This is a genomic window from Falsirhodobacter sp. 20TX0035 (genome assembly GCF_028307215.1).
Classification (GTDB): domain Bacteria; phylum Pseudomonadota; class Alphaproteobacteria; order Rhodobacterales; family Rhodobacteraceae; genus Falsirhodobacter.
In genome coordinates this window covers 228,617-251,730 of sequence record NZ_JAQMHV010000002.1, presented here as the reverse complement: position 1 = coordinate 251,730, position 23,114 = coordinate 228,617, and the positions used below count along the sequence as shown (strand labels likewise).

Genomic DNA, 23,114 nt, shown 5'->3' with positions numbered 1-23,114 from the left:
TCTTCCCCCCTTTAGCGGATGCGGTTGCGGCCAAGCGCCGGCAGGACCAGCACGATCAGCACAAGAACGACGGTGGGGGCAACGAGGCGCGGCACCTGCGCCCAGACGTCTAGGCCCACCTCCCAGAAGGCCCAGATCACGGTCAGCAGCCAGATGAGGACATACAGGGGAAGGGCTGCCCGGCGCTGCTTGGCAAGCAGGACGGCGGTGATGAGAAGGCCCAGACCCGCCAGCCCGTAATACCAGCTTCCGCCCAGAAGGATCAGCCAGACCCCGCCCACCAGAAGGGCCAGACCGAAGAGGCCGAGCACGACCGCCAGCACGACGGCTGCGGCCTTCCAGCCGCCGGACCGGGGCGTGCCCGCCCGCAGCCATGTGGATTGGTGAAATGTCGTTTCGGTCATCGGGCCCCTCCGCACGTTCTGGCGTCCGGCCTTCGCCCGTGGCGGGCCCGACCGGCTTTCCGCTGCAAGTGGGGCCGTGCGGAGCGAAGTCGAGAAATTTCACCGCCCTGAACGGCAAAAGGCGGCACCGGGGTGCCGCCTTTTCCTGTGGTGCGATCGGGGTCAGTGCCGGTCGCGGATCTGCTCCAGGCTCCGGCCCTTCGTCTCCTCGATCGCGCGCCAGACGAAGATCAGCGACAGCAGGGCGAAGAAGGCGTAAAGGCTGTAGGCGAAGTCCAGACCGATGCCCGACAGGATCGGGAAGGTGGTGGAGATGGCGAAGTTCGCCAGCCACTGGGCCGCCGCCGCGATGCCAAGGGCCATGCCCCGAATGCGGTTGGGGAACATCTCTCCCAGCAGGACCCAGACGACGGGGCCCCAGCTGGCGGCGAAGCCCAGGATGAAGAGGTTTGCCGCGACCAGCGCGATCATGCCCCACGGGTCGGGCAGGGTCAGCGTGCCGTCGACGACGGTGGCGTTGTGGAAGGCCAGCGCCATCACGGCCAGCGTCACGGTCATCGTGGCCGATCCCGCCAGCAGCAGCGCGCGGCGGCCCACCTTGTCGATCAGCGCGATGGCGAGGAACGTCGCGAGGATGTTCACGAACGACATGAAGACCGAGATCATGAAGCTGTTCGATTCATCGAAGCCGACCGACTGCCACAGCGTGGTGGAGTAGTAGAAGATCACGTTGATGCCCACGAACTGCTGGAACACCGACAGGATGATCCCGACCCAGACCACCGGCAGGAACAGGAACGTGCCGCCCTTCAGGTCCGAGAACGACTTGCGCGCGTCCGCCGTGACGGTGGCGCGGATTTCCTGGATCATGCGGGGGATGTGGGCGGGCGCCACGCCCACCACGTTCTGCAGCACGGTGGCCGCTTCGGACGTGCGGTTGCGTTCGACAAGGAAACGGGGGGATTCCGGCAGGCGCAGCGCCATCAGGCCATAGGCCGCCGTGGGCACGATAGCCGACAGGAACATCCAGCGCCAGGCGGGGATGCCCCACAAAAGCTCGGACGCCCCGCCCGCCGCACGGGCGAACAGCGCGCTGACCAGAAGCGACAGGAAGATGCCGAACACGATCGCCATCTGCTGCAGCGATCCCAGCCGGCCCCGCGCGTCCGAGGGCGACACCTCGGCGATGTAGGCGGGCGCGATGACCGAGGCGAAGCCCACGCCGATGCCGCCCACGAACCGCCACAGGATCAGGTCCCAGGCCGAAAACGCGAAGGCCGACCCGATGGCCGACACCGCCAAGAGCGCCGCCGCGATCAGCATGGTGCGCACGCGGCCCAGCTTGTCGGCGCATACGCCGGCATACCAGGCGCCGACCATCGCGCCCAGAAGGGCGCAGGACACGGTGAAGCCGATCCCCGCCGCCGACAGACCGAAGCGGTCGCGCACGGCGTCGACCGCCCCGTTGATGATGGAGCTGTCATAGCCGAACAGGAACCCGCCCAGGGCGGCCGTCCCCGTGACAAGGAACAGGCGGCCCGACAGGGCGCCGTCGTGATCTTGGTTTTGCATCTATCCTCAGGAAACAACGTCACACGTGTCGGGGCATCTGGCTTGCGAGGGGGCAAGGTCAACGTGCGGGTCCGACAAGCCCGCCTCATGGCAGCGCGCCATGGGGTTGGCAAGGAAACAACGGGTACAAATGAAAGCGAAACGGCGCCTTTCGGCGCCGCTTGCATCAGATCAAAGGGCCATGTCCGGCTGGGGCGCGACCGTGCCCGTGGGGGCGACGCGGTTGTCCTGCTGTTCCTGCAGGCGGCCCGGATTGATGACCGGCGGCGCGATGGCCAGCTGCAGGATGCCCGAGGTGCGGTTCCATTCCTGCTGCAGAAGCTCCGGATTCTCGTTCAGCTTCTGGCCGTAGCTGGGGACGATCTCCTTCATCTTGGCCTGCCATTCAGGGGTGGCCAGCTTTTCGCCGAAGACGGTCTTCAGCAGCGTCAGCATGATCGGTGCCGCGGTGGAGGCGCCGGGCGATGCGCCCAGAAGCGCCGTCAGGGTGCCGTCTTCCGAGGCCACCAGTTCGGTCCCCAGCTTCAGCACGCCGCCTTCTTCGGGGTCGCGCTTGATGATCTGCACGCGTTGGCCGGCCTGCCACAGGCGCCAGTCTTCGGCCTTCGCCTCCGGATAGTATTCGCGCAGCGCGTCGATCCGATCCTCGTCCGACAGCATCAGCTGGCCGGCGAGGTATTGGACCAGGCTGAACTGGTCGTAGCTGACCTTCAGCATCGGCCACAGGTTGTCCAGCGTGACCGACGCCGGAAGGTCGAAGTAGGACCCGTTCTTCAGGAACTTCGTGGAGAAGGTCGCGAACGGCCCGAAGAGGACCATCTGCTTGCCGTCCAGCACGCGGGTGTCAAGGTGCGGCACCGACATGGGCGGCGCGCCGACCGTGGCCTGACCATAGGCCTTGGCCAGGTGGCGGGAGGCCACGTCCGGGTTTTCGCACACAAGGAACGAACCGCCCACGGGGAAGCCGGCATAGTCGTCACCTTCCGGGATGCCCGACATCTGCAGCAGCGGCAGCGCACCGCCGCCGGCGCCGAGGAACAGGAACTTCGCGTTGACCACGCGCTCGTTCCCGCCGTCCGTGTCGGCCAGCGTCACGCGCCAGGACTGGTCGTCGTTGCGCTGGATGTCCTGCACCTCGGTCCCCGTCTGCAGGGCGAAGTTCGGCAGCGTCTGCAGATGCGCGATGTACTGGCGCGTCACCTCGCCCCAGTTGGCGTCGGTGCCCAGGGGGGACCAGGTGGCGGCGAGCTTCTGGTTCGGGTCGCGCCCTTCCAGCATCAGCGGCACCCATTCCGCGATTTTCGCGTGATCGGTGGAGAATTCCATGCCGGCGAACAGCGGGCTGGACTTCAGCGCCTCGAACCGCTTCTGAAGGAAGGCGGTGTTCGCATCGCCCCAGACAAAGCTCATATGCGGGGTGGAGTTCAGGAAAGACCGCGGGTTCTTCAGCACGCCGCGTTCGGTCTGGTAGGCCAAGAACTGGCGCGTGACCTGCCACTGTTCGTTGATGTCGATGGCTTTTTCGATGTGGATGTCGCCGTTACTGTCTTCCGGCGTGTAGTTCAGTTCGGCGAGGGCCGAGTGGCCGGTGCCCGCGTTGTTCCAGCCGTTGGAGCTTTCCTCGGCGACCGCGTCCAGACGCTCCACCATCTCATAGGTCCAGCCGGGTTCCAGCTCGCTCAGCAGGACGCCGAGCGTCGCGCTCATGATGCCGCCGCCGATCAGCAGCACGTCGACCGTCTTGTCGGCGGCCTGGGCCCGTGCGGCAAAGGCGGGCAGCGTGGTCACGGCAGCACCTGCGGCGGCGGTTCCAAGAAGCTGCCGGCGGTTCATGCGAAGCTGCGCGGAGGAGGCATCGGCCCGAAGGCCAACAGGTTTTTGCGTCATTGGTTCAGCCAACTCGATCAAGATCCATAAATTCTCCCCGGGGGGCATCTAATACGTTCTTGCGCAGGGGACAAGGCGGTGCACCGCCGTATGCGGATCGGAAGGCCCCGTGACGTCAGGTCGCGACGAGCACGGGGTCCCCCGGATGGAAGCCGACGGTGACGGGCGAGCCCACCGCCGGCGGCGGCGTCCGGTCGTTGAAACGGTCCAGCGCGAGGGCCTGACCCTCCACCTCCACCCGCAGGCGCTGGACGGAGCCGAGGAAGTCGACCGCCGTCACCCGCGCCGGAAGCCGCAGGGATCCGCCGTCCAGTTGCAGCATTTCCGGGCGCAGGCCCAGCGTGACGGGGCCGGGGGGCAGCGGGCGCTGCAGGTCCAGCCGGTGCGGGCCCAGCACGAAGGTTGAACCGTCGCCCAGGCCTTCCAGCGTGTTCAGCGTGCCGACGAAGCCCGCCACGAAGCGGGTCGTAGGGTGGTTGTAGATGTCGAAGGGCGTGCCGATCTGGTCCGCGACGCCCCCGTGCATGACGACCACGCGGTCGGACAGGGACAGCGCCTCTTCCTGATCGTGGGTCACGAAGATGGTGGTGATGCCCGTCTTGCGCTGAATATCGCGGATCTGGTTGCGCAGCGACACGCGGATCTTGGCGTCCAGCGCCGATAGCGGTTCGTCCAGCAGCAGCACCTTGGGCTGGGGGGCCAGCGCGCGGGCCAGCGCCACCCGCTGCTGCTGGCCGCCCGACAGCTGCCAAGGATAACGGTCGCCCATCTGGGGCAGGCCGATCAGGTCCAGCATCTCGGCCACGCGGGGGGCGATCTGGCGGGTGGGCGTGCCCTTCACCCGCAGGCCGAACCCCACGTTCTGCGCCACGGTCAGGTTCGGGAACAGGGCATAGGACTGGAACACCATCCCGATGTCGCGCTTGCGCACGCCAAGGCGCGTCACGTCGCGGCCGTCGATGGATACGATGCCCGCGTCCGGAACCTCGAACCCGCCGACCATGCGCAGGACGGTGGTCTTGCCGCAGCCCGACGGCCCGAGGAGGGAGATGAACTCCCCCCGCTCCACCTCCAGCCGGAAGTCGCGGACGACGTGGGTGCCGCCAAAGCTTTTCTGCAGGTTCGAAAGGGTCAGGAAGCTCATGCGCGGGCCTTGGCGAAACGGGTGAACAACTGGATGGCGCCCATGCAGGCCCAGGTGATCGCGAAGGCGATGGTGGCCAGCGCGAAGGGTTCATAGGCGCGGTTGGCGCCCATCAGCTGCAGGTAGGGGCCGAAGGCCGGCCGGTTCAGAAGCGCCGCCATTGTGAACTCGCCCATGACGATGGCAAAGGTGACGAAGGCGCCCGACAGCACGGCCACCAGCACGTTGGGCAGGATGATCCGCAGCAGGATCGTGAACCATCCCGCGCCCAGCGACTGCGCGGCCTCGGTCAGCGTCGCGATGTCGATGGCGCGCATCCCCGTGTCCACCGCCCGGTACATGTAGGGCAGGGCCAGCGTGGCGTAGCCGAACATCAGCAGGATGTTGGTGCCCGTCAGCGACCCCGTCAGCGGCAGCCAGCTGGAGGTGTTGTAGAGCCGGATGTAGCCGAACACGACCACGATGGCCGGGATGACCAGCGGCAGCAGGGTGACGAACTCGATCACCGGGCGCAGGTGGGGCAGGCGCAGGCGGACCCAGAAGGCGGTGGGTACCACAAGCGCCATGCCGAAGACGATCGTCGCCAGCGCCATCATCACCGAATACAGGAACGTCTGCCGGAACTGCGGGTCGGCCAGCACGATGCGGTAGGCGTCGAAGCTGTATTCCCCCCGCCGCATGGACAGCGAGAATTCGACCATCCCGATCAGCGGCAGGATGAAGTAGACGAGGCCCAGCAGCAGCGCGGCCCATGCGGCGGCGCGGGTCATTTCAGCCACCGTTCGGACCGGATGCGCAGGACGATGTAGATCAGGTTGGCCGCCCCCGTGATCACGATCATCCCGAAGGCCATGGCATAGCCCAAGTGGGGGTTGCCCAGCACGTCGCCGCGGATCTGGGCGAACAGGCTGATCGGCACGATGTTGAGCGAGGATCCCGTCAGGGCATAGGCCGTGGCCACCGCGCCGAAGGCGTTGGCGAACAGCAAGGCGAAGGTGCCCAGAAGCGTCGGGAACAGGATCGGCAGCGCCACGATGCGCCAGTACTGCGCGCCGGTGGCGCCAAGGCAGGACGCCGCCTCGCGCCATTCGCGCTTCAGGCCGTCCAGCGCGGGGGTGACGATCAGGATCATCAGCGGGATCTGGAAGAACAGGTAAGTGATCGTCAGCCCCCAGAAGCTGAGGATGTTGAACCCGTAGGCCCGCAGGTTGATCCCCAGTTCCGTCCGCAAGACGCCCGTGACCAGCCCCAGCGGCCCCAGCGTGGCCAGGAACGCGAAAGCCAGCGGCACGCCCGCGAAGTTGGACGCGACGCCCGAAAACGTCATCAGGGGCGCGCGGATGGCGCGGGGCAGCCCGCCCAGCACCACCGCCGCCGCCATGGCGAACCCCACAAGGCAGCCGATCGCCGCCGAGGCGACCGAGATCTTGATGGAAATCCAGTAGGACGACAGGATCGAGGGCGTGAACAGCCCCCGGATGTTGGCCAAGGTAAAGCCCCCCTCCGGCGTGCGGAAGGCGCCCAGGACGATGTTCAGGGTCGGCGCGATCAGGAACATCGCGATGAACAGCGCAAAGGGCAGGATGCCAAGCCACGCCGGATTGAACCGGCGCGGGCGGGGCGCGGGGGGCCTTGGGGTCGTCACTGGACGTTGGCGCCCACGACCTGATCCCAGGCGCCGGTCACGGCCTCCTGGTTCTCGGCCTGCTGGTCCAGCGTCGGGAAGACGGCCTTGGCATAGGCTTCGGCCGGGGGCAGGGCATCGATCAGCTCCTGCGGGACCGATCCGGCCTCCACCATCGCGTTGAAGCGGGCGGGGTGGCAGTAGCCCTTCAGCCAAAGGTTCTGGCCTTCATCCGAATACAGGTATTCCATCCACAGCTTGGCCGCGTTCGGATGCGGCGCGTGGGCGGAGATGCCCTGCACGTAGACGCCGGCGAGCACGCCCGTTTCCGGCACGACGATCTGCGTGGGCGGGTTGCCGTTCAGGCTGTCGCGCCAGGACAGCGCGTTGTAGTCCCAGGCCACGACGATCGGCGTCGCGCCCTGTGCCAGCGTGCCGGCCTTGCCGATCACGGGCACGAAGTTGCCGTTCTCGTTCATCTGCTTGAAGTAGTCGAGGCCGGCTTCCGCCGCCGCCTTGCCCGGTTCCGCCCCCGTGGACAGGCCTGCCGCCTGCACCGAGAGGATCGCCTGCGCCGAGGCGCGGGGATCGCCCGACAGCGCGACCTGGCCCGCGTAATCCTCGTCCAGAAGGTCGGCCCAGTCGGTCGGCACCTCCGTCACCAGATCCTCGTTCACGAGGAAGGCCATGACGCCGTAATATCCGGCGTACCAGTGGCCTTCCGGATCCTTGATGTCGTCCGAGACTTGGTCCCAGTTCGACACCTTGTAGGGTTGCAGCAGCCCTTCCTTGGCCGCCTGCGGACCAAAGGCAAGGCCCACGTCCAGAACGTCCGGCGCCTGCGGGCCGGTGTTGCCCTTGTTGGCGCGCACGGCCTCCAGCTCGTCCGCAGAACCCGCGTCGGGGTTCAGCTCGTTCACCTGGATCCACGGGTATTTCGCCTTGAAGCCGGCGATGACCTCGCCATAGGCGCACCAGTTGTGGGGCAGCGCGATCGTGGTCAGCATGCCTTCCTTCTTGGCGGCCGCTTCCAGCGTCGCAAGATCCTGCGCCGCCACCATGGAGGTGGAGGCCAGAAGCGCCGCGGCGCCCAGCATCAGGTGGCGGGGGGTCGATCCGGTCATCCATCGTCTCCGTGCTTTGTCCGGCCGTCGGGCGCGGATTCGCCGGGATCATAGGCAAAATCCGGCCGCCGCCCCAAGAAGATTTTGTAACGGCCGGCGGGCGCCGGACAGATGAAATATTTCCTTGATCCCCCGACCCATGCGGAACAAAAGACTGGAACGGCCGCATCTTCGTGAATGGCGTCCGGCATAAGGAGGAGCCTGCCATGACGAAGACCCAGAACGACGCGCATGATCTGGTCATCGGGGGCGGGGCGACGGGCGTGATCATGGCCGCGCAGATCCTGTCCCGATCCGGCCGGCGGGTGACGCTGGTGGGCCGGGACGCGGCGTTCGGCCATGGCATCGCCTATTCCACGCGCGACGCCGACCACCTTCTGAACACCCGCGTGGCGAGCATGAGCGCCTATTCCGACCGCCCCGACGACTTCATGGACTGGCTGGCGGCGAACGGCCTGCCCGCGCGGCCGGACGGGTTTGTCAGCCGCGCCACCTATGGCCGCTACATGCAGGACCTGCTGCGTCCGTGGCGGAACGATCCGCGCCTGACCCTTGTGCAGGGGGAAGTCGTGCGCCTGCGCCCCGGGGCGGCGGGCGTGACGGCCACGCTGGACGACGGGCGGGCGGTGGATGCGGACCGCGCGCTGCTGGCCACCGGCCACGCGCTTGCGGCCGAGGAGGCGGGTCTGGACAACGCGTGGCGCTTCGACGGCGCGGCCGCGACGGACGGGCGGGTGGTCATCATCGGCACCGGCCTCAGCATGGTGGACCAGACGCTGTCGCTGCTGAACGGCAGGCATCGCGGCCCGATCGTTGCCGTGTCCCGGCGCGGCCTTCTGCCCCTGCCGCACGACGAGGGCGTGCCCGAGGTTCACGCGATTCACCCGCCGGTGGGCGGCCCGGTCAGCCAGCTTCTGCACTGGGTGCGGCGGCACGCGCGGGAGGCCGAGGCTGCGGGCGGCACGTGGCGCGACACGGTGGACAGCCTGCGCCCCCACGCGCAGGCCCTGTGGCAGGCGATGTCGCAGGATCAGCGGCGGCGGTTCCTGCGCCACGCGGCGTCCTGGTGGGGGATCCACCGCCACCGCATCCCGCCCGGATCGGGGGCGCGGATCCGCGCCGCGATGGACAGCGGCCAGCTGGAGATTCGACGCGGCACCTTCCGGCGGGCAGAGCCGGGGGTGGCCCATCTGCGCGCGCCCGACGGAACCGAAACGCGGCTGGACGCGGCCCGGATCATCGACTGCCGGGGCATCCTGCGCGATCCGGCCACCCACGGATCGCCCCTTGTGCGGGATCTGCTGGAACAGGGCGTAGCCCGGATGGACCCGCTGCGCATCGGGCTGGACGTGACGCCCGCGGGGCACCTGATCGGGCGCGACGGCCAGCCGCAGCCGCGCCTTCTGGCCGTCGGCCCTGTCGCCCGTGCGGCGCTGTGGGAGGTCACGGCCATTCCCGACATCCGCGAACAGGCGGTGCAGCTGGCGATACCCGATCCGGCGGTGCCGGCGGTGGCCGGCTGACGCTCAGCCTGCCATCAGGGTCCGCACCAGCACCGGATCGTCCGAGACAAGGAACCCCGGATCACGGGCGATCCAGCGGCGGATCGTATCCGGGTCGTTGATGGTCCAGACCGACATCACCTCCATCGGGCGCAGGGATCGGATGGTGTCCAGCTCCGCCTCGAACAGTTCGTGGTGGACGCCGACCACGTCCACCAGACCGTCCACATGGCGCAGGAAGGTGGCGATCCCTCCCTGACGGTCGGCCCATTCGCGGTTGACCGAGATCAGGCGGCGGAAGTCGGGCGCCAGATCGCGCACCTCCTCCACCACGGCGATGTCGAAGCTGTGCAGGACCGACCGATCCTCAAGGCCCCGAGCGCGCAGGATGCCGGCCACGCGGGCGACCATGCCGGGATAGGGGCGTCCGGCTTCGTCGGCCTTCAGCTCCACGTAAAGGTCGGCCGTGCCGGTGGCCAGAACGTCCAGCGCTTCGTCGAACGAGGGGACACCTTCGTCGATCAGGGCCCCGTCCGGCCCCTTCAGGCGCAGGACGCGGCGGCTGTCCGGCGTCAGGGCGCGCACCGGGCCGGTGCCGGTCGTCGTGCGGTCCAGCGTGGCGTCGTGGATCACCACCAGTTCGCCCGCGTCGGTCAGGTGCAGGTCGAACTCGATCGCGTCGAAGCCGAGCGCCACCGTTTCGCGGAATCCCAGAAGCGAGTTTTCCGCCCAAAGGTTGCGGGCACCGCGATGGGCCATGATCTTCATGTGGGTGTCCTTACCGGATGGTGGGGTCAAGCGTGTCGCGCAGCCAGTCCCCCAGCAACGAGATCGACAGCGTGGTCAGCACGATCACGACGGACGGGGCGAGCATGATCCACGGCGCCCGCGTCAGGTATTCCCGCCCGAAGCCCACCATATTGCCCAAAGAGGATTCTGGCGGCTGCACGCCAAGGCCGAGGAAGCTGAGACCGGATTCCATCAGGATGATCTCGGGGAAGGTCAGCGTCATCGACACGATCAGGGTGGAGGCGACGTTGGGGAGGATGTGCTTGAGGTAGACGCGACCGGGCGTCGCCCCCAGTTGCACAACGGCCGAGGCGTAGCCCTGCGCCGAGGCGGAGATCGCGAGGCCGCGCGCGATCCGGGCGTAGCGTTCCCAGCCGTAGAACCCCATCAGGCCGACCAGAAGCACCATGGAGGTGCCGAAGAAGGCCAGCACCGACAGCGCCATGATCATGAAGGGCAGGGCGGCCTGAAAATCCGCCAGCGCCATGACCAGATGTTCGACCCAGCCGCGGAACTGCGCGGCCAGGAACCCCAGCGTGGTGCCGAACACGGCCGACAGGATCGTGGCGCCAAAGGCGATCACCAACGACATGCGGATGGATTGCAGAAGGCGGGACAGCACGTCGCGCCCCAGTTCGTCCGTGCCGAGGATGTGGCCGGGCGTGCCCATGGGGGCAAGGCGGGCCATCAGGTCCATGCGCGTGATCTCGTACGGGCGCAGCTGGTCGGCGAAGATCGCGACGCCCACCATCAGCGCCATCCAGACGCCCGCCAGCAGCACAAGGGCAGGGACCTTCAGCCGCAGGCGGCGGACCAAAGGCGGGTTGGCGGTGGCCGTGGTCATGCAAACCTCCGTTTCAATGTGCGGGACGGGCCGCGCGCAGGCGCGGGTCCAGAAGGCCGTAGGCCAGATCGACCAGAAGGTTCGCGACCACCATGGAGGCCGCGATCACCAGAAGCAGGCACTGCACGACGGCCAGATCGCGGTTCGACACGGACACCACGATCAGCCGTCCCACGCCGGGCCAGGAAAAGATGCTTTCCACCACCACGGCCCCCGCGATCAGCGCGCCGACCATGAAGCCCACCAGCGTGACGATGGGCACGGCGGCGTTGGGCAGCGCGTGCTTCCACACCACGTCGCGCCAGGGCAGGCCCTTGGCCATCGCGGTGCGGATGTAGGGCTGGCCCAGAACCTCGATCATGGCGGAACGGGAAAAGCGGGCGAGGATGCCGATGCCGCCGATGGACAGGGTGGCGATGGGCAGGATCGCGTGCCGCCACGTGTCCTGCCCGCCCGAGGGCAGCCAGTCCAGCGTCACGGCGAAGATCAGCACCAGCACAAGGCCCAGCACGAAGGACGGGATGGTGAAGCCGAAGATCGACAAAAGGATCACCCCGCGATCGGCGATGGATTCGCGGTGCAGCGCGGCGTAAACGCCCGCCGGGATGCCGATGCACAGCTTCAGCATCAGCGCGGGCAGGGTCAGGGCCAGTGTGGCCGGCACACGCTCCATCACCAGCGCCAGCGCGGGAGAGCCGTCGCGCATCGACACGCCGAAATCGCCGTTCAGAAGCTGCTGAAGGTAGGCGAGGTATTGCTTCCACAGCGGATCGTCGAGGCCCCAGCGGGCGCGGAACGCGTCGATGGCGTCCTGCGGGGCGTCCGGGCCCAGCATGATCTGCGCGGGATCGCCCGACAGGCGCAGGACAACGAAGGCGAAGGTCATGACCAGCACGATGGTCAGAAAGGCGCGCAGCAGCCGGGTCAGGAGGTAGGTGGCCATGGGATCCTCAGGCGGCGGAGGGAAGGGGTTCGTCCAGCCGGAGGCAGGCCGCGAGCCGCCCGTCATGCCGCGCCAGCGCGGGTTCGGTGGCGGCGCAGGCGGGAAGGGCGAAGCGGCAGCGGGGGTGGAAGGCGCAGCCCGACGGGCGCTGCGCCGGGTTCGGCGGTTCGCCCGACAGGATGATCCGCCCGCCCAGACCCTGCCCCGCCCGGGGGATGGAGGAGACGAGCGCCTGCGTGTAGGGGTGCCGCGGGTCCGAGAAGATCTGGTCCGAGGGCGCTTCCTCCACCACGCGGCCCAGATACATCACGGCCACGCGGTCGCAGATGTTGCGGACGACCTTCAGGTCGTGGCTGATGAAGACCATGGTCAGGGATTGCTGTTCCTGCAGGTCGCGCAGCAGGTTCACCACCTGCGCCTGGATCGACACGTCCAGCGCCGAGACGGGTTCGTCGCAGACAAGGAACCGTGGCCTTGTCGCCAGCGCGCGGGCGATCACGACCCGCTGGCGCTGCCCGCCCGAAAGTTCGTGCGGATAGCGGTCCGCCTGATCCGGGCGCAGGCCGACCTGCGCCATCAGCGCGTCGACGCGCGGGCGGATGTCGCCCTGCGGCACGCCGTGGATCTCCAGCGGTTCGGCGATCTGGCGGGCGATGGTCAGGCGGCGGTCCAGCGCGGCCAGCGGGTCCTGATAAATCAGCTGCATTTCCGCCCGCAGGCGGCGCCATTCCTTTGTGCGCGGGGCGGGCATCGGCCGGCCCTGCCAGCGCACCTGCCCGGCAAAGGGCGCCTCCAGCCCCAGAAGCATCCGGCCCAGCGTGGATTTGCCCGATCCGCTTTCGCCAACGATGCCCAGGATCTCCCCCTCGCGCACCGAAAGGTCGATCCCGTCCACCGCGCGCACATGGGACGTGGCGCCGAACATCGACCGGGCAGTGGCGTATTGCTGGACCAGACCCTCGGCCTGCAGAAGAACGGTCATGCGAGGGCCTTTTCGCGGTGGGGCTGGGTCAGGGACACGGGGTAGAAGCAGGCGACCTCGCCCCCCGCCGCCTGCGGTTTCAGGTCGGGCAGGTGTTCGCGGCAGAAACCGGTGGCGCGGGGGCAGCGGGGGGCGAAGGCGCAGCCGGGGGGCAGGTGCTTTGGGTCGGGCACCGTGCCTTCGATCGGCTGAAGGCGGCGGCGGTCGGCGTCGATCTCGGGGATCGCGGCGAACAGGCCGTGGGTGTAGGGGTGCTGCGGCGCCGCGAACAGGGCCGACACGTCGCCGCGTTCCACGATGCGCCCGGCATACATCACGGCCGCGCGGTCACAGACGGCGGACACGGCGCCCAGATCGTGGCTGATGAAGACCATCGCCATCCCGGTCTGGCGGCGCAGGCTGGCCAGAAGATCCAGGATCTGCGCCTGGATCGTGGCGTCCAGCGCCGTGGTCGGTTCGTCCGCGATCAGAAGGTCGGGCTGGCCCGCCAGCGCCATGGCGATCATGATGCGCTGGCACTGCCCGCCGGAAAACTCGTGCGGGTAAAGGTCGATCCGGGTGCGGGCGGCGGGGATGCCCACCATGTCCATCAGGCGGATCGCCTCCTCCCGCGCCGCGGCCCCGCGCAGGCCCCGATGCAGGCGCAGGCTTTCACCGATCTGGCGCCCCACCCGGTGCACGGGGTTGAGAGACGAGGACGGGTCCTGAAAGATCATCGCGATCCGGGCGCCGCGCACCTTTTCCACGGCAGGACGGGGCGCGCCGATCAACTCCTCCCCCTCCAGCCGGACGGAGCCGGAGACGCGGGCCTTGCCCGGCAGAAGGCCAAGGGCCGCCAGCCAAGTCACGGACTTGCCGCACCCGCTTTCGCCGACAAGGCCCACGGCCTCGCCCTTCGCGATGTCCAGATCGATGCCGTGCAGAACCGGCACGCCGTCGAAGCTGACGCGCAGGTCACGGAGCGAGACAAACGACATGCGCCCCTCCTTTCTTGGGTCGTCGTGCCGGGGATGGGAGCCGCCCACCCCCGGCGGGGATCACGCGTTCCAGTTCTCGGCGCGGAAATCCATGGCGAAGGCCGGGGCGGCCTTCCAGTTCAGCTCCGACTTCATGCCGGTGAAGACCGCGTTCTGGTGCAGGACGGTGAAGGCGGGGTCTTCACGCTCCGTGATCTGCAGCATGCGCGCGATGGCCTTCTTGCGTTCGGCGTGGTTGGTGGAGGTTTCCATCACCAGCGACAGCTGGTCCACCTCGTCGTTCCAGTAGTCGCGCTTCTGCTGGGCCTCGCCGTTCGGGCCGAACTGCACGACCAGCGGCGTGATCGGATCGTTGATATTGTTGGAGGCCGACCAGTCGCGCACGCCCTTGGTGCCCGCGGGATCGTGGATCTGCGCCCAGTTCTCCTTCATCTCGATCTCGACGTTCAGGCCGACCTGCTTCCACATCTCCACCAGGATCTGGGCGGTGGGGGTCTGGTTGGTGTAGTAGTTGTTCAGAAGGCGGTAGGGGATCGCGTCGCCCTTGTAGCCGGCCTGCTTCAGCAGGTCCTGCGCCAGTTCGGGGTTGTATTCCGGCACGCCCCAGCCTTCGACGAACATGTCCGAGGTCTTGAAGCTGTCGAACTGCATGCCCGCGGGGATGGCGGTTTGCCCGCCCCACAGCGCGTCCACGATGGCCTGACGGTCGATCGAATGGGTGAAGGCGCGGCGGACCAGCGGGTCGGCCAGGATCTCGTTCTGCTTGTTGAAGACGGTGATCCGGTGGTTCCAGATGGTCGACGACTGCACCTCCAGCCCCGGGGCGGCGGCAATGGTCGCGATCTGGTCGGGCGGCAGGTCGCAGGCGAAGTCGTATTCGCCCGACAGAAGGCCGTTCACGCGGCTGGCGACTTCCGGCACCTCCACGAAGCGGATGCGGGCCAGCGGCGGGCGGCCGCCCCAGTAGTCGTCAAAGGCGACAAGGGTCAGCGACACGTCGGGGCGGAACTCCTCCACCCGGTAGGGGCCGGTGGTGACGGGCTTGTTGGCCCATTCGGCATAGCTTCCGGCCTCATCCCACGCACGCTTGTTCGCGATCTGCGAGCCGAAGGCGTAAAGGCGGCCTTCCAGCGTCACGTCGGGCGTCGCGTTCAGGAAGCGGACCGTGTACTTGTCCACGGCCTCCACCCCGCGCAGGGCGGGCCACAGGCGACGCGCGGTGCCGGGGATGGCGGCCGGCAATTCCTTGGCGTTCTGCGGCTTGAAGTTTTCCTCATACAGCGTCTTGCCGCCGGCGGGCGGGGTGCCCGCGAACAACCGCTCGTCCGAGAAGGAGAAGACCACGTCCTCGGCCGTCAGCTCGTCACCGTTGTGGAAGCGGACGCCTTCGCGCAGCTTCAGCTCGATCGTCTGGTCGTCGATGCGCTTCCATTCGGTGGCCAAGCCCGCGACCGGGCCTTGGTTGCCCATCCAGTCGCGGTTGATCAGACCTTCCCACATGTTGGGGAAGAACACCCGCTCGCCCACGTTGGACTGTTCATTCCAGACGTCCAGCGTGTTGTTGTTGGTGATCTTCTGCACCGCCACCGTGATCTCGCGGCGCGTGCCCTGCGCCACCATGCGGCGCGGCAGAAGAAGCGTGCCGGCGGCGGCACCGAAAAGCCCGAGTGTGTGACGGCGGTTGATCAGCATTTGTCCCTCTGGAAGTGCATGTGACACCTTGGAGACCCCTTTCTGCCAGAAGCGTGACAGTTGGGTGATGCTTTTGCGGCGTTCCGATGAATTCTCCTTAACCAACCATTCCGTGCCGCCCGATGGGCAGCATCATCGGCCGGCCCGAGGTGGGGTCCGTCATGATCCGGCTGTCCAGGTCGAACACGGCCCGCACCATATCGGCCGTCAGCACCTGGTCGGGATGGCCCGTGGCGTGGACGCGCCCGCCCGCCATGGCCACAAGGTGATCGGCGTAGCGGGCGGCGAGGTTCAGGTCGTGCAGCACCATCACCACGGTCGTGCCGCGCTGGCGGTTCAGGTCGGTCAGAAGGTCCAGAACCTCCACCTGGTGGCTGATGTCGAGGAACGTCGTCGGCTCGTCCAGAAGCAGAAGCTCCGTTTCCTGTGCAAGGGCCATGGCGATCCAGACGCGCTGGCGCTGGCCACCCGACAACTCGTCGACCGCGCGGTCGGCCAGCGGCGCGGTGCGCGTGGCCTCCATCGCGGCGGCGATTGCGTCGTCGTCCTTGCGGGTCCAGCGGGCGAACAGGCCGTGATGCGGGTGGCGGCCGCGGCTGACCAGATCCGCGACCGTGATGCCTTCGGGCGCTGTGGGGGACTGTGGCAGGAGCCCCAAGGTCCGGGCCAGCGTCCGCGCGGGCAGGCGGTGGATGGCGGCGCCGTCCAGCAGAACCTCGCCCCCCTTGGGTGACAGAAGGCGGGCCATGGTCCGCAGCAGCGTAGACTTCCCGCAGGCGTTGGCCCCCACGATGGCGGTGATCCGGCCGGGCGGCACGTCCAGATCCAGACCGTCCAGAATGGTCGTGTCGCCGTATCCGGCCACGAGTTGGCGCACGTGAAGGGCGTTCCGGGTCACAGCGATCCTCCGATGCGGTTCACCCGCACGATCAGGTAAATCAGGTAGGGCGCGCCAAGCGCCCCGGTCACCACGCCCACGGGATAGCGGCCGGGCAGCAGGAACTGCCCCGCGTAATCCCCGGCCAGCACTAGCACCCCCCCCACCAGTGCGGCGGGCAGCAGGACGGACCCGTTGCGCCCGACGATCCGCGCGGCGATGGGGCCGGACAGGAAGGCCACGAAGGCGATGGGTCCGGTCACGGCGGTGGCCACCGCGATCAGGCCCACGGCGGTCACGATCACCACGACGCGGGTGCGGGCCACGCGCACGCCCAGGGCGGCGGCGGTGTCGTCGCCCAAACGCAGCGCCTCCAGATCCCGGGCACGGGACAAAAGGGTGCCGCCGAAGACCAGAAGCGACAAAAGGAGGGGCCCCGCCTCGGCCAGCGTGGCGCCGTTGACGCTGCCGGTCATCCAGCGCATCGCGTCCTGCAAGGTCCAGCTGGGGGCCTGCGACAGGACATAGGCGATCACGCTGTCCAGCATGGAGGACACGCCGATCCCCACGAGGATCAGCCGCGTGCCCGCCACCCCGTTGCGGAAGGACAGGCCATAGACCAGAAGCGCCACGCCCAGCCCCACCGCCACCGCGAGGACCGACACCGCCGGACCGCTGAGCGAAAGGACCACGATGGCGAACACCGCCGCCGCGCTCGCGCCCGACGTGATGCCGATGATGTCGGGGCTGGCCAGCGGGTTGCGCAGCATCGTCTGGAACGCCGCGCCGCCCAGCCCGAAGCTGAGTCCCGCCAGAAGGGACAGAAGGGCGCGGGGCAGCCGCAGCTCCCCCACCGTGAAGGCGGCGCCGGGCACGTTCTGGCCCGCCAGCACGCGGATCACGTCGCCCAGCGGCACGAAGGATTGGCCCAGCATCAGCGTCAGCGCGAACAGGGCCGCCAGCAGCAGCGCCAGCCCCGCGATCAGGCGGCGGCGCTGGCGGGTGCGGCGGTGGCGGTGGTCCGCGACGGACAGGGCAAGACCGCTCACAGCTCGCGCACCCGCTGCCGCCGGACGATCCAGATGAAGAACGGCCCGCCGATCAGGGCGGTGACGATGCCGACATCCAGTTCGCTTGGCCGGGCGAGGATGCGGCCCGCGATGTCGGCGGCCACCAGCAGGCACCCGCCCGTGAGGGTGGAGAAGGGAAGGAGCCAGCGGTGGTCGATCCCCACCAGAAGGCGGCACAGATGCGGCACCACCAGCCCCACGAAGCCGATCGGCCCGCAGATCGCGGTGGCCGCCCCGCACAGAAGGATCGCGCCCAGGGCCGCCAGCCCGCGCGCAAAGGCCACGCTTTCGCCGAGGCCTGCGGCCAGTTCGTCCCCAAGCGCCAGCGCGTTCAGCTTTCGTGCCGACAGCAGGCTGATGACGAAGCCCGCGATCAGCACCGGCAGCCCCTGGGCCATCGTGTCGAAGGTGGCGCCGCCGACGCCGCCGATCTGCCACGATCGGACGTTGCCCGCGATGTCGCCGCGCGGCAGCACGATCGCCATCACCAGCGAGGAGAACGCGACCGAGGTGGCCGCCCCCGCCAAAGCCAGCTTCAGGGGCGTCGCCCCGCCGCGGCCCATCGACCCGATGGCATAAACGAACACCGCCGCCAGCCCCGCGCCCAGAACCGCCGTCCACACCTGCGCGTGGGACGAAGACAGCCCGAACCATGCGATCCCCACTACGATGGCCAGCGACGCGCCCATGTTCACGCCCAGGATGCCCGGATCGGCCAAGGGGTTGCGCGTGACGCCCTGCATCACCGCCCCCGCCAGCCCAAGCGCCCCGCCCGCCAGCGCGGCCAGCAGCGTGCGGGGAATGCGCGTCGCCACCGCAGCCTGTGATATGGTGTCGGCGTGCCCCGCCAGCGCGGCGCGGATGTCCGTCCAGCCCACGTCCCGCGTGCCCACCGCGACCGAGGCCGCGCACAAAAGGACCAGAACGCCCAGCACGACCGCCAGCCACAGGGCGCGCGGGCCGCCCGAACGGGCCGTCACGCTCATTCCGGGGTCTGGGCGGCTTTGGCCAGAAGGGCCGCGTAATCGTCCAGCACCCACGGGATGGACAGGGGCGTCGGCGTGGCGGCCGTGCCCATGGGATCGTTGTTCAGCATCACCACGGCGTCCCGCGCCACCGCCGGCATGTGCGACATCAGCGGGTCCTTGGCCAGCGCGGCCTTCAGGTCCGCCCCGCCATAGGTCACGACGATGTCCACGTCGTCGAAGGCGTCCACCTGCTCGGCGCTGACCTCCCCCGCGAAACGGCCGGAGGTGGAGGCCGCGACCACGCTTTTGGGAGAGATGAGGCCGAGGTCGTGGAAGAACTTCACCCGCGCGTCGGCGGTGGTGTAGAAGTGCACCACGCTCAGATCGCGGGAATCCAGATGGGTGACGAACATCGCGGACTTGCCCTGCAGGGCGGGAAAGCGGGCGGCGGTGTCGGCGATCCGGCCGTCCAGCTGTGCGATCAGCGCGTCGCCTTCGGCGGCCATCCCCATGCCCGCGCTGTCCATCCGGATCATGTCGCGCCAGTCGGTGCCCCAGGCCGTGTCGGGATAGGCGACCACGGGGGCGATCTTGCTCAGCGTGTCGTAATCCTCCTGGCTCAGCCCGGAATAGGCGGCGAGGATCACGTCGGGGCGGGTGCCCGCCACCGCCTCGAAGTCGATGCCGTCGCCTTCGTCGAACAGGACGGGGGTGGGGGCGCCCAGTTCGTCCAGGCGCGCCTTGACCCAGGGCAGGACGCCGTCGCCGTCGTCATCGCCGAAATTCGCCGCCGCCATGCCGACCGGGACGATGCCCAGGGCCAGCGGCACCTCCTGGTTGGCCCAGGACACGGTGGCGACGCGCAGGGGCTTTGCGGGGATCACCGTGGTGCCAAGCGCGTGGCGCAGCGTCAGCGGAAAGTCCTGCGCCAGCGCCGCACCGGCCGACAGCGACAGGCACAGAACGGCAAGAAGACACGGGCGCATGGTTTCCTCCGGAAAAGTTTAGTATTTGCGTCGGCTTTTCCATGTTCCCCGCCCGCGGTCAAGATGCCGGGCGGCCGAACCCGCGGGCCGGGCCGTTCAATTTGTGCAAGACAGGGGCGGAAACCTCCGCTATAGCCGCGAAATGCAGAGACTCTGCCGGCGCACCCGCGCCGGGCAAGCGAGACGGCCCGTGCCGATAGCCAGCCTATCCCCACATTGCCCATCGTATGAAAGAGAATCATGCCAGTCCCGATGACCGCCGACCGCCGGAGGCTGCCGAGCCGCCTGTCCCTTCTGACCTGCTGCACCGCGCTGGTGGCTCTGGCGCCGATCAGCACGCTGGCGCAGGAGGTCACGGTTCTGGCGCCCATCATCGTGGACGGGTCGGATGACGATTCCAGCACCGTGGTCGCGCAGGGCCTGTCCTTTGGCGGCAAGGTCGGAACGGACCTTCTGGACACCGCGGGCTCCATCTCCGTCATCACGCAGAAGGAACTGCGGGACCGGGGCGTGCAAAGCACCGAACAGGCGCTGCAATACACGGCGGGCGTGGTGACGGACTTCTACGGGTCGGACGACCGCTGGGACTATTTCAAGATCCGCGGCTTCAACGCGACCACCTATCGCGACGGGCTGCGCGTGGGCGGCAGCGGCCAAAGCGCCAACAACCTGCGCGAGGACGTCTTCGCCTATGAACGCGTCGAGGTCCTGAAGGGCGCTGATACGACCCTGTTCGGCGTGTCCGATCCGGGCGGCATGGTGAACTACGTCACCAAGACCCCGAAGACCGAACGCTTCGGCGAAGCCTATGCCACTGTCGGATCCTTCAGCCACAAGGAGGCGGGCGTCGATTTCGGCGACAACCTGACCCCGGATTCGACCCTGTCCTACCGCGTCACCGCGCGCGTGCAGGATGCGGACGCCGAGGAGGACTATTCCCGCGACGACGGCAAGCTCCTGATGGGCGGCCTCAGCTGGCGGCCCTCGGACGCTACCACGGTCAGCGTCGTGGCGGATTACCTGAAGTCCGACGGATCGACCAGCGCGGGCCTGCCCTTCAACACCGATCTGGACCGCGAAACCTTCCTGGGAGAGCCGGACTTCAACTATGTCGGAAATGAGCGGACGTCGCTGAGCGTGATGGTCGACCATGACTTCGGCGGCGGGCTAACCTTCAGCGGCAACGCCCGCTATGACGACACGGCCAGCGATTTCGGCATGATCTTCCTGAGCGCCACGCCCGAGGAGGGGACGGTCATCGGCCGGTCGTTCTTCTCGGGCGACACGCGAGGACACACGTTCAACGCCGACGCACGCCTCACCTACCAGACGGACCTTGGCTCAGCCCATAGCACGACAACCTTGGGGGCGCAGTATGTCGACACAGGCTATACCGCTCAGGGCTACTATATTGCAACGGACGCGATAGACTGGACAAATCCGAACTATACTGGCGGGCTGAATGAAAGCACGCTTCCCTTCTATAATGACGCCCGCCGTTCCGAGGAAACGCGGGCGATTTACATCCAGCAGCAATTTGACATTGCGGATCGATTTATCATCTCTCTGGGGCTACGGCACGATTGGACGGACATCCGGCAACGCGTGAAAACGCCGACATATTTGGATGACCCAGAAGATCCCACTGACCCTAATGACGTGTATGCTCGTGGACCTGATGGAGATTTTCTCATAAATACTGCGCGCAGCGAAGGTGATTTTAGCGAGACCACCGCCCGCGTCGGCCTGACCTACAAGATCACGCCGGAACTGTCGGCTTATGCGACCTATGCGGAATCGGCCGTGCCCGCCTCCACCCTCACGCTGGACCCAGAAACGGGCAAGCAGTACGAGATCGGCGTCAAGTACCAGCCCGAGGCGATGCGCGCCCTGTTCAGCGCCGCGCTGTTCGACCTGACGAAGGAGAACATCACCCGCACCGACGCGTCCACCGGTCTGCAATACCTGACGGGGGAAATCCGTTCGCGCGGACTGGAACTGGAAGCGCGGGCCGAGGTGATGGACGGGCTCGAACTGATCGCGGCCTACACCTACATCGACACCGAGGTGCAGGACGAGCTGTCGGGCCTTCAGGGCAACGAGCTGGAGAAGGTGCCGAACCACCTCGCCTCGCTGTGGTCCAACTACACGCTGGCGGGGGATGGCACGCGGGGCGACATGACCTTCGGTCTGGGCGCGCGCTACACCGGCACCTATTTCAACACCGCCGCCAACACGGGCGGCAAGAGCGAGGCGGCCGTGATCTACGACGCCGCGGTCAGCTATGAGGTCACCCCCGACACCGCGCTGTCGCTGAACGTGAAGAACCTGTTCGACGAACAGCACGACACCGGCGGGTCGGCCGTCTACTACAACCCGGGGCGCGAGATCTCGGCCACGATCCGTCGCACCTGGTAAGGGGCGGGCACCCGCTCATCAGCGCGTCGACCTCTTTGGCACCGTTGTCATCCAGCGTGCCGCCGGGCCGGGTGGTCGGGGTGCCTTTCCTTGCGGGTGGAATGGGTGCAGGATGGCGTCTTCCGATGCTCAAGGACCGACACATGCCTGCCGAACGGACCGCCCGCGACATTCTTGCCGAACTGGTCGCCTTTCCCACCGTCAGCCGCGACACGAACCTGCCGCTGATCGACTGGGTGCAGACCTATCTGGAGGAATGGGGCGCCGAATGCGTGCGCGTGCCGTCGCCCTGCGGGACCAAGGCGAACCTTTACGCGCATGTGGGCCCGAAGGTGGAAGGCGGGGTGATCCTGTCAGGCCACACCGACGTCGTGCCGGTGGACGGACAGGACTGGGCCACCGACCCGTTCACGCTGACCGAACGCGACGGGCGGCTTTACGGGCGCGGCGCGGCCGACATGAAGGGCTTTCTGGCCCTTGCGATCGCGGCCGTGCCGCTGGCGGTGAAGGCGGGCTTGAGGCGCCCCCTGCAACTGGCCCTGTCCTTTGACGAGGAGGTGGGCTGCGCCGGCTGCATCCCCATGGTGGAGGCGATGGCCCGCGACCTGCCCCGCGCCGTCGCCGTCATCGTGGGGGAGCCGAGCCGGATGAAGGTCGTGACGGGCCACAAGGGCAGCCGCGCCTTTGTCACGCGGATCGTCGGCGTGCCGGTCCATTCCTCGCGCCAGCATGTGGGCGTGTCCGCGATCCACGAAGCCGGGCGCATCCTGCACTGGCTGAACGAGACGAACGCCGCCCTGATGGCCGCCACGCCCACCGCCACGGCCGCGCTGTTCGATCCGCCCTTCAGCACCGTCAGCGTGGGCACCATCGCGGGGGGCGAGGCGCACAACATCACCGCCGCCGAATGCCGCTTCACGCTGGGCGTCCGCGCCGTCGCGGACGAACGGCTGGACGACTGGGCCGACCGCTACCGCGCCGAGGCCGCTCGGGTGGAGGCCGGGATGCAGGCGGTCGATCCGCGCTCCCGGATCGAGATCACGGACGGCTTCACCGTGCCGCCCCTGCGCCCCGAGACGGACGGCGCCGCCGAAACCATGGTGCGCGGCCTGACGGGGGACAACTCGACCAACGTCGTCAGCTACGGGACCGAGGCCGGGCATTTCCAGGCCAACGGCTATTCGACCGTGGTCTGCGGTCCGGGCGACATCGCGCAGGCGCACATCCCCGACGAATACCTCGAGATCTCGCAGTTCGAGGCGGGCTGGGACTTCATGCAGCGGCTGGTGGCGCATCTGGCGCAATAGGGTT

At 68.1% G+C, this 23,114-nt stretch carries 20 protein-coding genes; 3 read left to right on the top strand and 17 right to left on the bottom strand.

Annotation, left to right across the window (positions count from 1 at the left end):
• Positions 1-11 precede the first annotated feature (11 nt).
• The 7 genes from PIJ50_RS05230 to PIJ50_RS05200 form a co-directional block, all read right to left on the bottom strand.
• The gene (locus tag PIJ50_RS05230; protein ID WP_271973331.1) at positions 12-404 is read right to left on the bottom strand and encodes a glucose dehydrogenase; all 393 of its coding nucleotides are present in this window, start codon (positions 402-404) and stop codon (positions 12-14) included.
• A gap of 162 nt (positions 405-566) precedes the next feature.
• Positions 567-1,976 (bottom strand): sugar porter family MFS transporter, encoded by a 1,410-nt coding sequence (locus PIJ50_RS05225; protein WP_271973329.1) that lies wholly within the window; start codon positions 1,974-1,976, stop codon positions 567-569.
• Positions 1,977-2,147: 171 nt separating this feature from the next.
• Positions 2,148-3,809: a malate dehydrogenase (quinone) gene (gene mqo, locus PIJ50_RS05220; RefSeq protein ID WP_271973328.1), complete on the bottom strand. Its 1,662-nt coding sequence runs from the start codon at positions 3,807-3,809 to the stop codon at positions 2,148-2,150.
• A 169-nt stretch (positions 3,810-3,978) separates the two neighbouring features.
• Complete coding sequence (locus PIJ50_RS05215) at positions 3,979-5,007, bottom strand: ABC transporter ATP-binding protein (RefSeq protein WP_271973326.1); 1,029 nt, start codon at positions 5,005-5,007, stop codon at positions 3,979-3,981.
• The gene (locus tag PIJ50_RS05210) at positions 5,004-5,777 is read right to left on the bottom strand and encodes an ABC transporter permease (protein ID WP_271973324.1); all 774 of its coding nucleotides are present in this window, start codon (positions 5,775-5,777) and stop codon (positions 5,004-5,006) included. Before PIJ50_RS05210 ends, PIJ50_RS05215 begins: the two co-directional genes overlap by 4 nt.
• Positions 5,774-6,652: an ABC transporter permease gene (locus PIJ50_RS05205; RefSeq protein ID WP_442900709.1), complete on the bottom strand. Its 879-nt coding sequence runs from the start codon at positions 6,650-6,652 to the stop codon at positions 5,774-5,776. The genes PIJ50_RS05210 and PIJ50_RS05205 overlap by 4 nt, the downstream gene beginning before the upstream one ends.
• The gene (locus tag PIJ50_RS05200; RefSeq protein ID WP_442900708.1) at positions 6,649-7,755 is read right to left on the bottom strand and encodes an ABC transporter substrate-binding protein; all 1,107 of its coding nucleotides are present in this window, start codon (positions 7,753-7,755) and stop codon (positions 6,649-6,651) included. Before PIJ50_RS05200 ends, PIJ50_RS05205 begins: the two co-directional genes overlap by 4 nt.
• A gap of 206 nt (positions 7,756-7,961) precedes the next feature.
• Here PIJ50_RS05200 and PIJ50_RS05195 point away from each other — a divergent pair, with 206 nt between their 5' ends.
• Positions 7,962-9,278 carry an FAD/NAD(P)-binding protein gene (locus tag PIJ50_RS05195; RefSeq protein ID WP_271973322.1) on the top strand — a complete coding sequence of 439 codons (1,317 nt, stop codon included), beginning with the start codon at positions 7,962-7,964 and terminating at the stop codon, positions 9,276-9,278.
• A gap of 3 nt (positions 9,279-9,281) precedes the next feature.
• Here the strand turns inward: PIJ50_RS05195 and PIJ50_RS05190 are convergent, their stop codons facing one another.
• From PIJ50_RS05190 to PIJ50_RS05145, 10 genes are all read right to left on the bottom strand, one after another.
• Positions 9,282-10,025 (bottom strand): glycerophosphodiester phosphodiesterase family protein, encoded by a 744-nt coding sequence (locus PIJ50_RS05190; RefSeq protein ID WP_271973321.1) that lies wholly within the window; start codon positions 10,023-10,025, stop codon positions 9,282-9,284.
• A gap of 10 nt (positions 10,026-10,035) precedes the next feature.
• On the bottom strand, positions 10,036-10,890 hold the full coding sequence (locus PIJ50_RS05185; protein ID WP_271973319.1) for an ABC transporter permease: 855 nt from the start codon (positions 10,888-10,890) through the stop codon (positions 10,036-10,038).
• Positions 10,891-10,903: 13 nt separating this feature from the next.
• A complete protein-coding gene (locus tag PIJ50_RS05180) occupies positions 10,904-11,833 on the bottom strand; it encodes an ABC transporter permease (RefSeq protein WP_271973317.1) in 930 nt (309 codons plus the stop codon).
• 7 nt (positions 11,834-11,840) lie between these two features.
• The gene (locus tag PIJ50_RS05175; protein WP_271973315.1) at positions 11,841-12,815 is read right to left on the bottom strand and encodes an ABC transporter ATP-binding protein; all 975 of its coding nucleotides are present in this window, start codon (positions 12,813-12,815) and stop codon (positions 11,841-11,843) included.
• A complete protein-coding gene (locus PIJ50_RS05170) occupies positions 12,812-13,792 on the bottom strand; it encodes an ABC transporter ATP-binding protein (RefSeq protein WP_271973314.1) in 981 nt (326 codons plus the stop codon). The genes PIJ50_RS05175 and PIJ50_RS05170 overlap by 4 nt, the downstream gene beginning before the upstream one ends.
• 60 nt (positions 13,793-13,852) lie before the next feature.
• The gene (locus PIJ50_RS05165; protein ID WP_271973312.1) at positions 13,853-15,484 is read right to left on the bottom strand and encodes an ABC transporter substrate-binding protein; all 1,632 of its coding nucleotides are present in this window, start codon (positions 15,482-15,484) and stop codon (positions 13,853-13,855) included.
• Positions 15,485-15,581: 97 nt separating this feature from the next.
• Positions 15,582-16,382, bottom strand: coding sequence for an ABC transporter ATP-binding protein (locus PIJ50_RS05160; protein WP_271973310.1), 801 nt, complete (start codon positions 16,380-16,382; stop codon positions 15,582-15,584).
• Entirely contained in the window at positions 16,379-17,410 is a 1,032-nt protein-coding gene (locus PIJ50_RS05155) for a FecCD family ABC transporter permease (protein ID WP_271973309.1), read from the bottom strand. The genes PIJ50_RS05160 and PIJ50_RS05155 overlap by 4 nt, the downstream gene beginning before the upstream one ends.
• The gene (locus PIJ50_RS05150) at positions 17,407-18,417 is read right to left on the bottom strand and encodes a FecCD family ABC transporter permease (protein ID WP_271973307.1); all 1,011 of its coding nucleotides are present in this window, start codon (positions 18,415-18,417) and stop codon (positions 17,407-17,409) included. The genes PIJ50_RS05155 and PIJ50_RS05150 overlap by 4 nt, the downstream gene beginning before the upstream one ends.
• Positions 18,414-19,385, bottom strand: a complete 972-nt coding sequence (locus tag PIJ50_RS05145) for an iron-siderophore ABC transporter substrate-binding protein (RefSeq protein WP_271973305.1) — start codon at positions 19,383-19,385, stop codon at positions 18,414-18,416. The genes PIJ50_RS05150 and PIJ50_RS05145 overlap by 4 nt, the downstream gene beginning before the upstream one ends.
• Before the next feature lie 240 nt (positions 19,386-19,625).
• On the opposite strand from PIJ50_RS05145, the gene PIJ50_RS05140 reads away from it, so the two are divergent.
• Together PIJ50_RS05140 and argE are read left to right on the top strand one after the other, a co-directional pair.
• The gene (locus PIJ50_RS05140; RefSeq protein ID WP_271973303.1) at positions 19,626-21,803 is read left to right on the top strand and encodes a TonB-dependent siderophore receptor; all 2,178 of its coding nucleotides are present in this window, start codon (positions 19,626-19,628) and stop codon (positions 21,801-21,803) included.
• A gap of 143 nt (positions 21,804-21,946) precedes the next feature.
• Positions 21,947-23,110, top strand: a complete 1,164-nt coding sequence (gene argE / locus PIJ50_RS05135) for an acetylornithine deacetylase (RefSeq protein WP_271973301.1) — start codon at positions 21,947-21,949, stop codon at positions 23,108-23,110.
• Positions 23,111-23,114 lie beyond the last annotated feature (4 nt).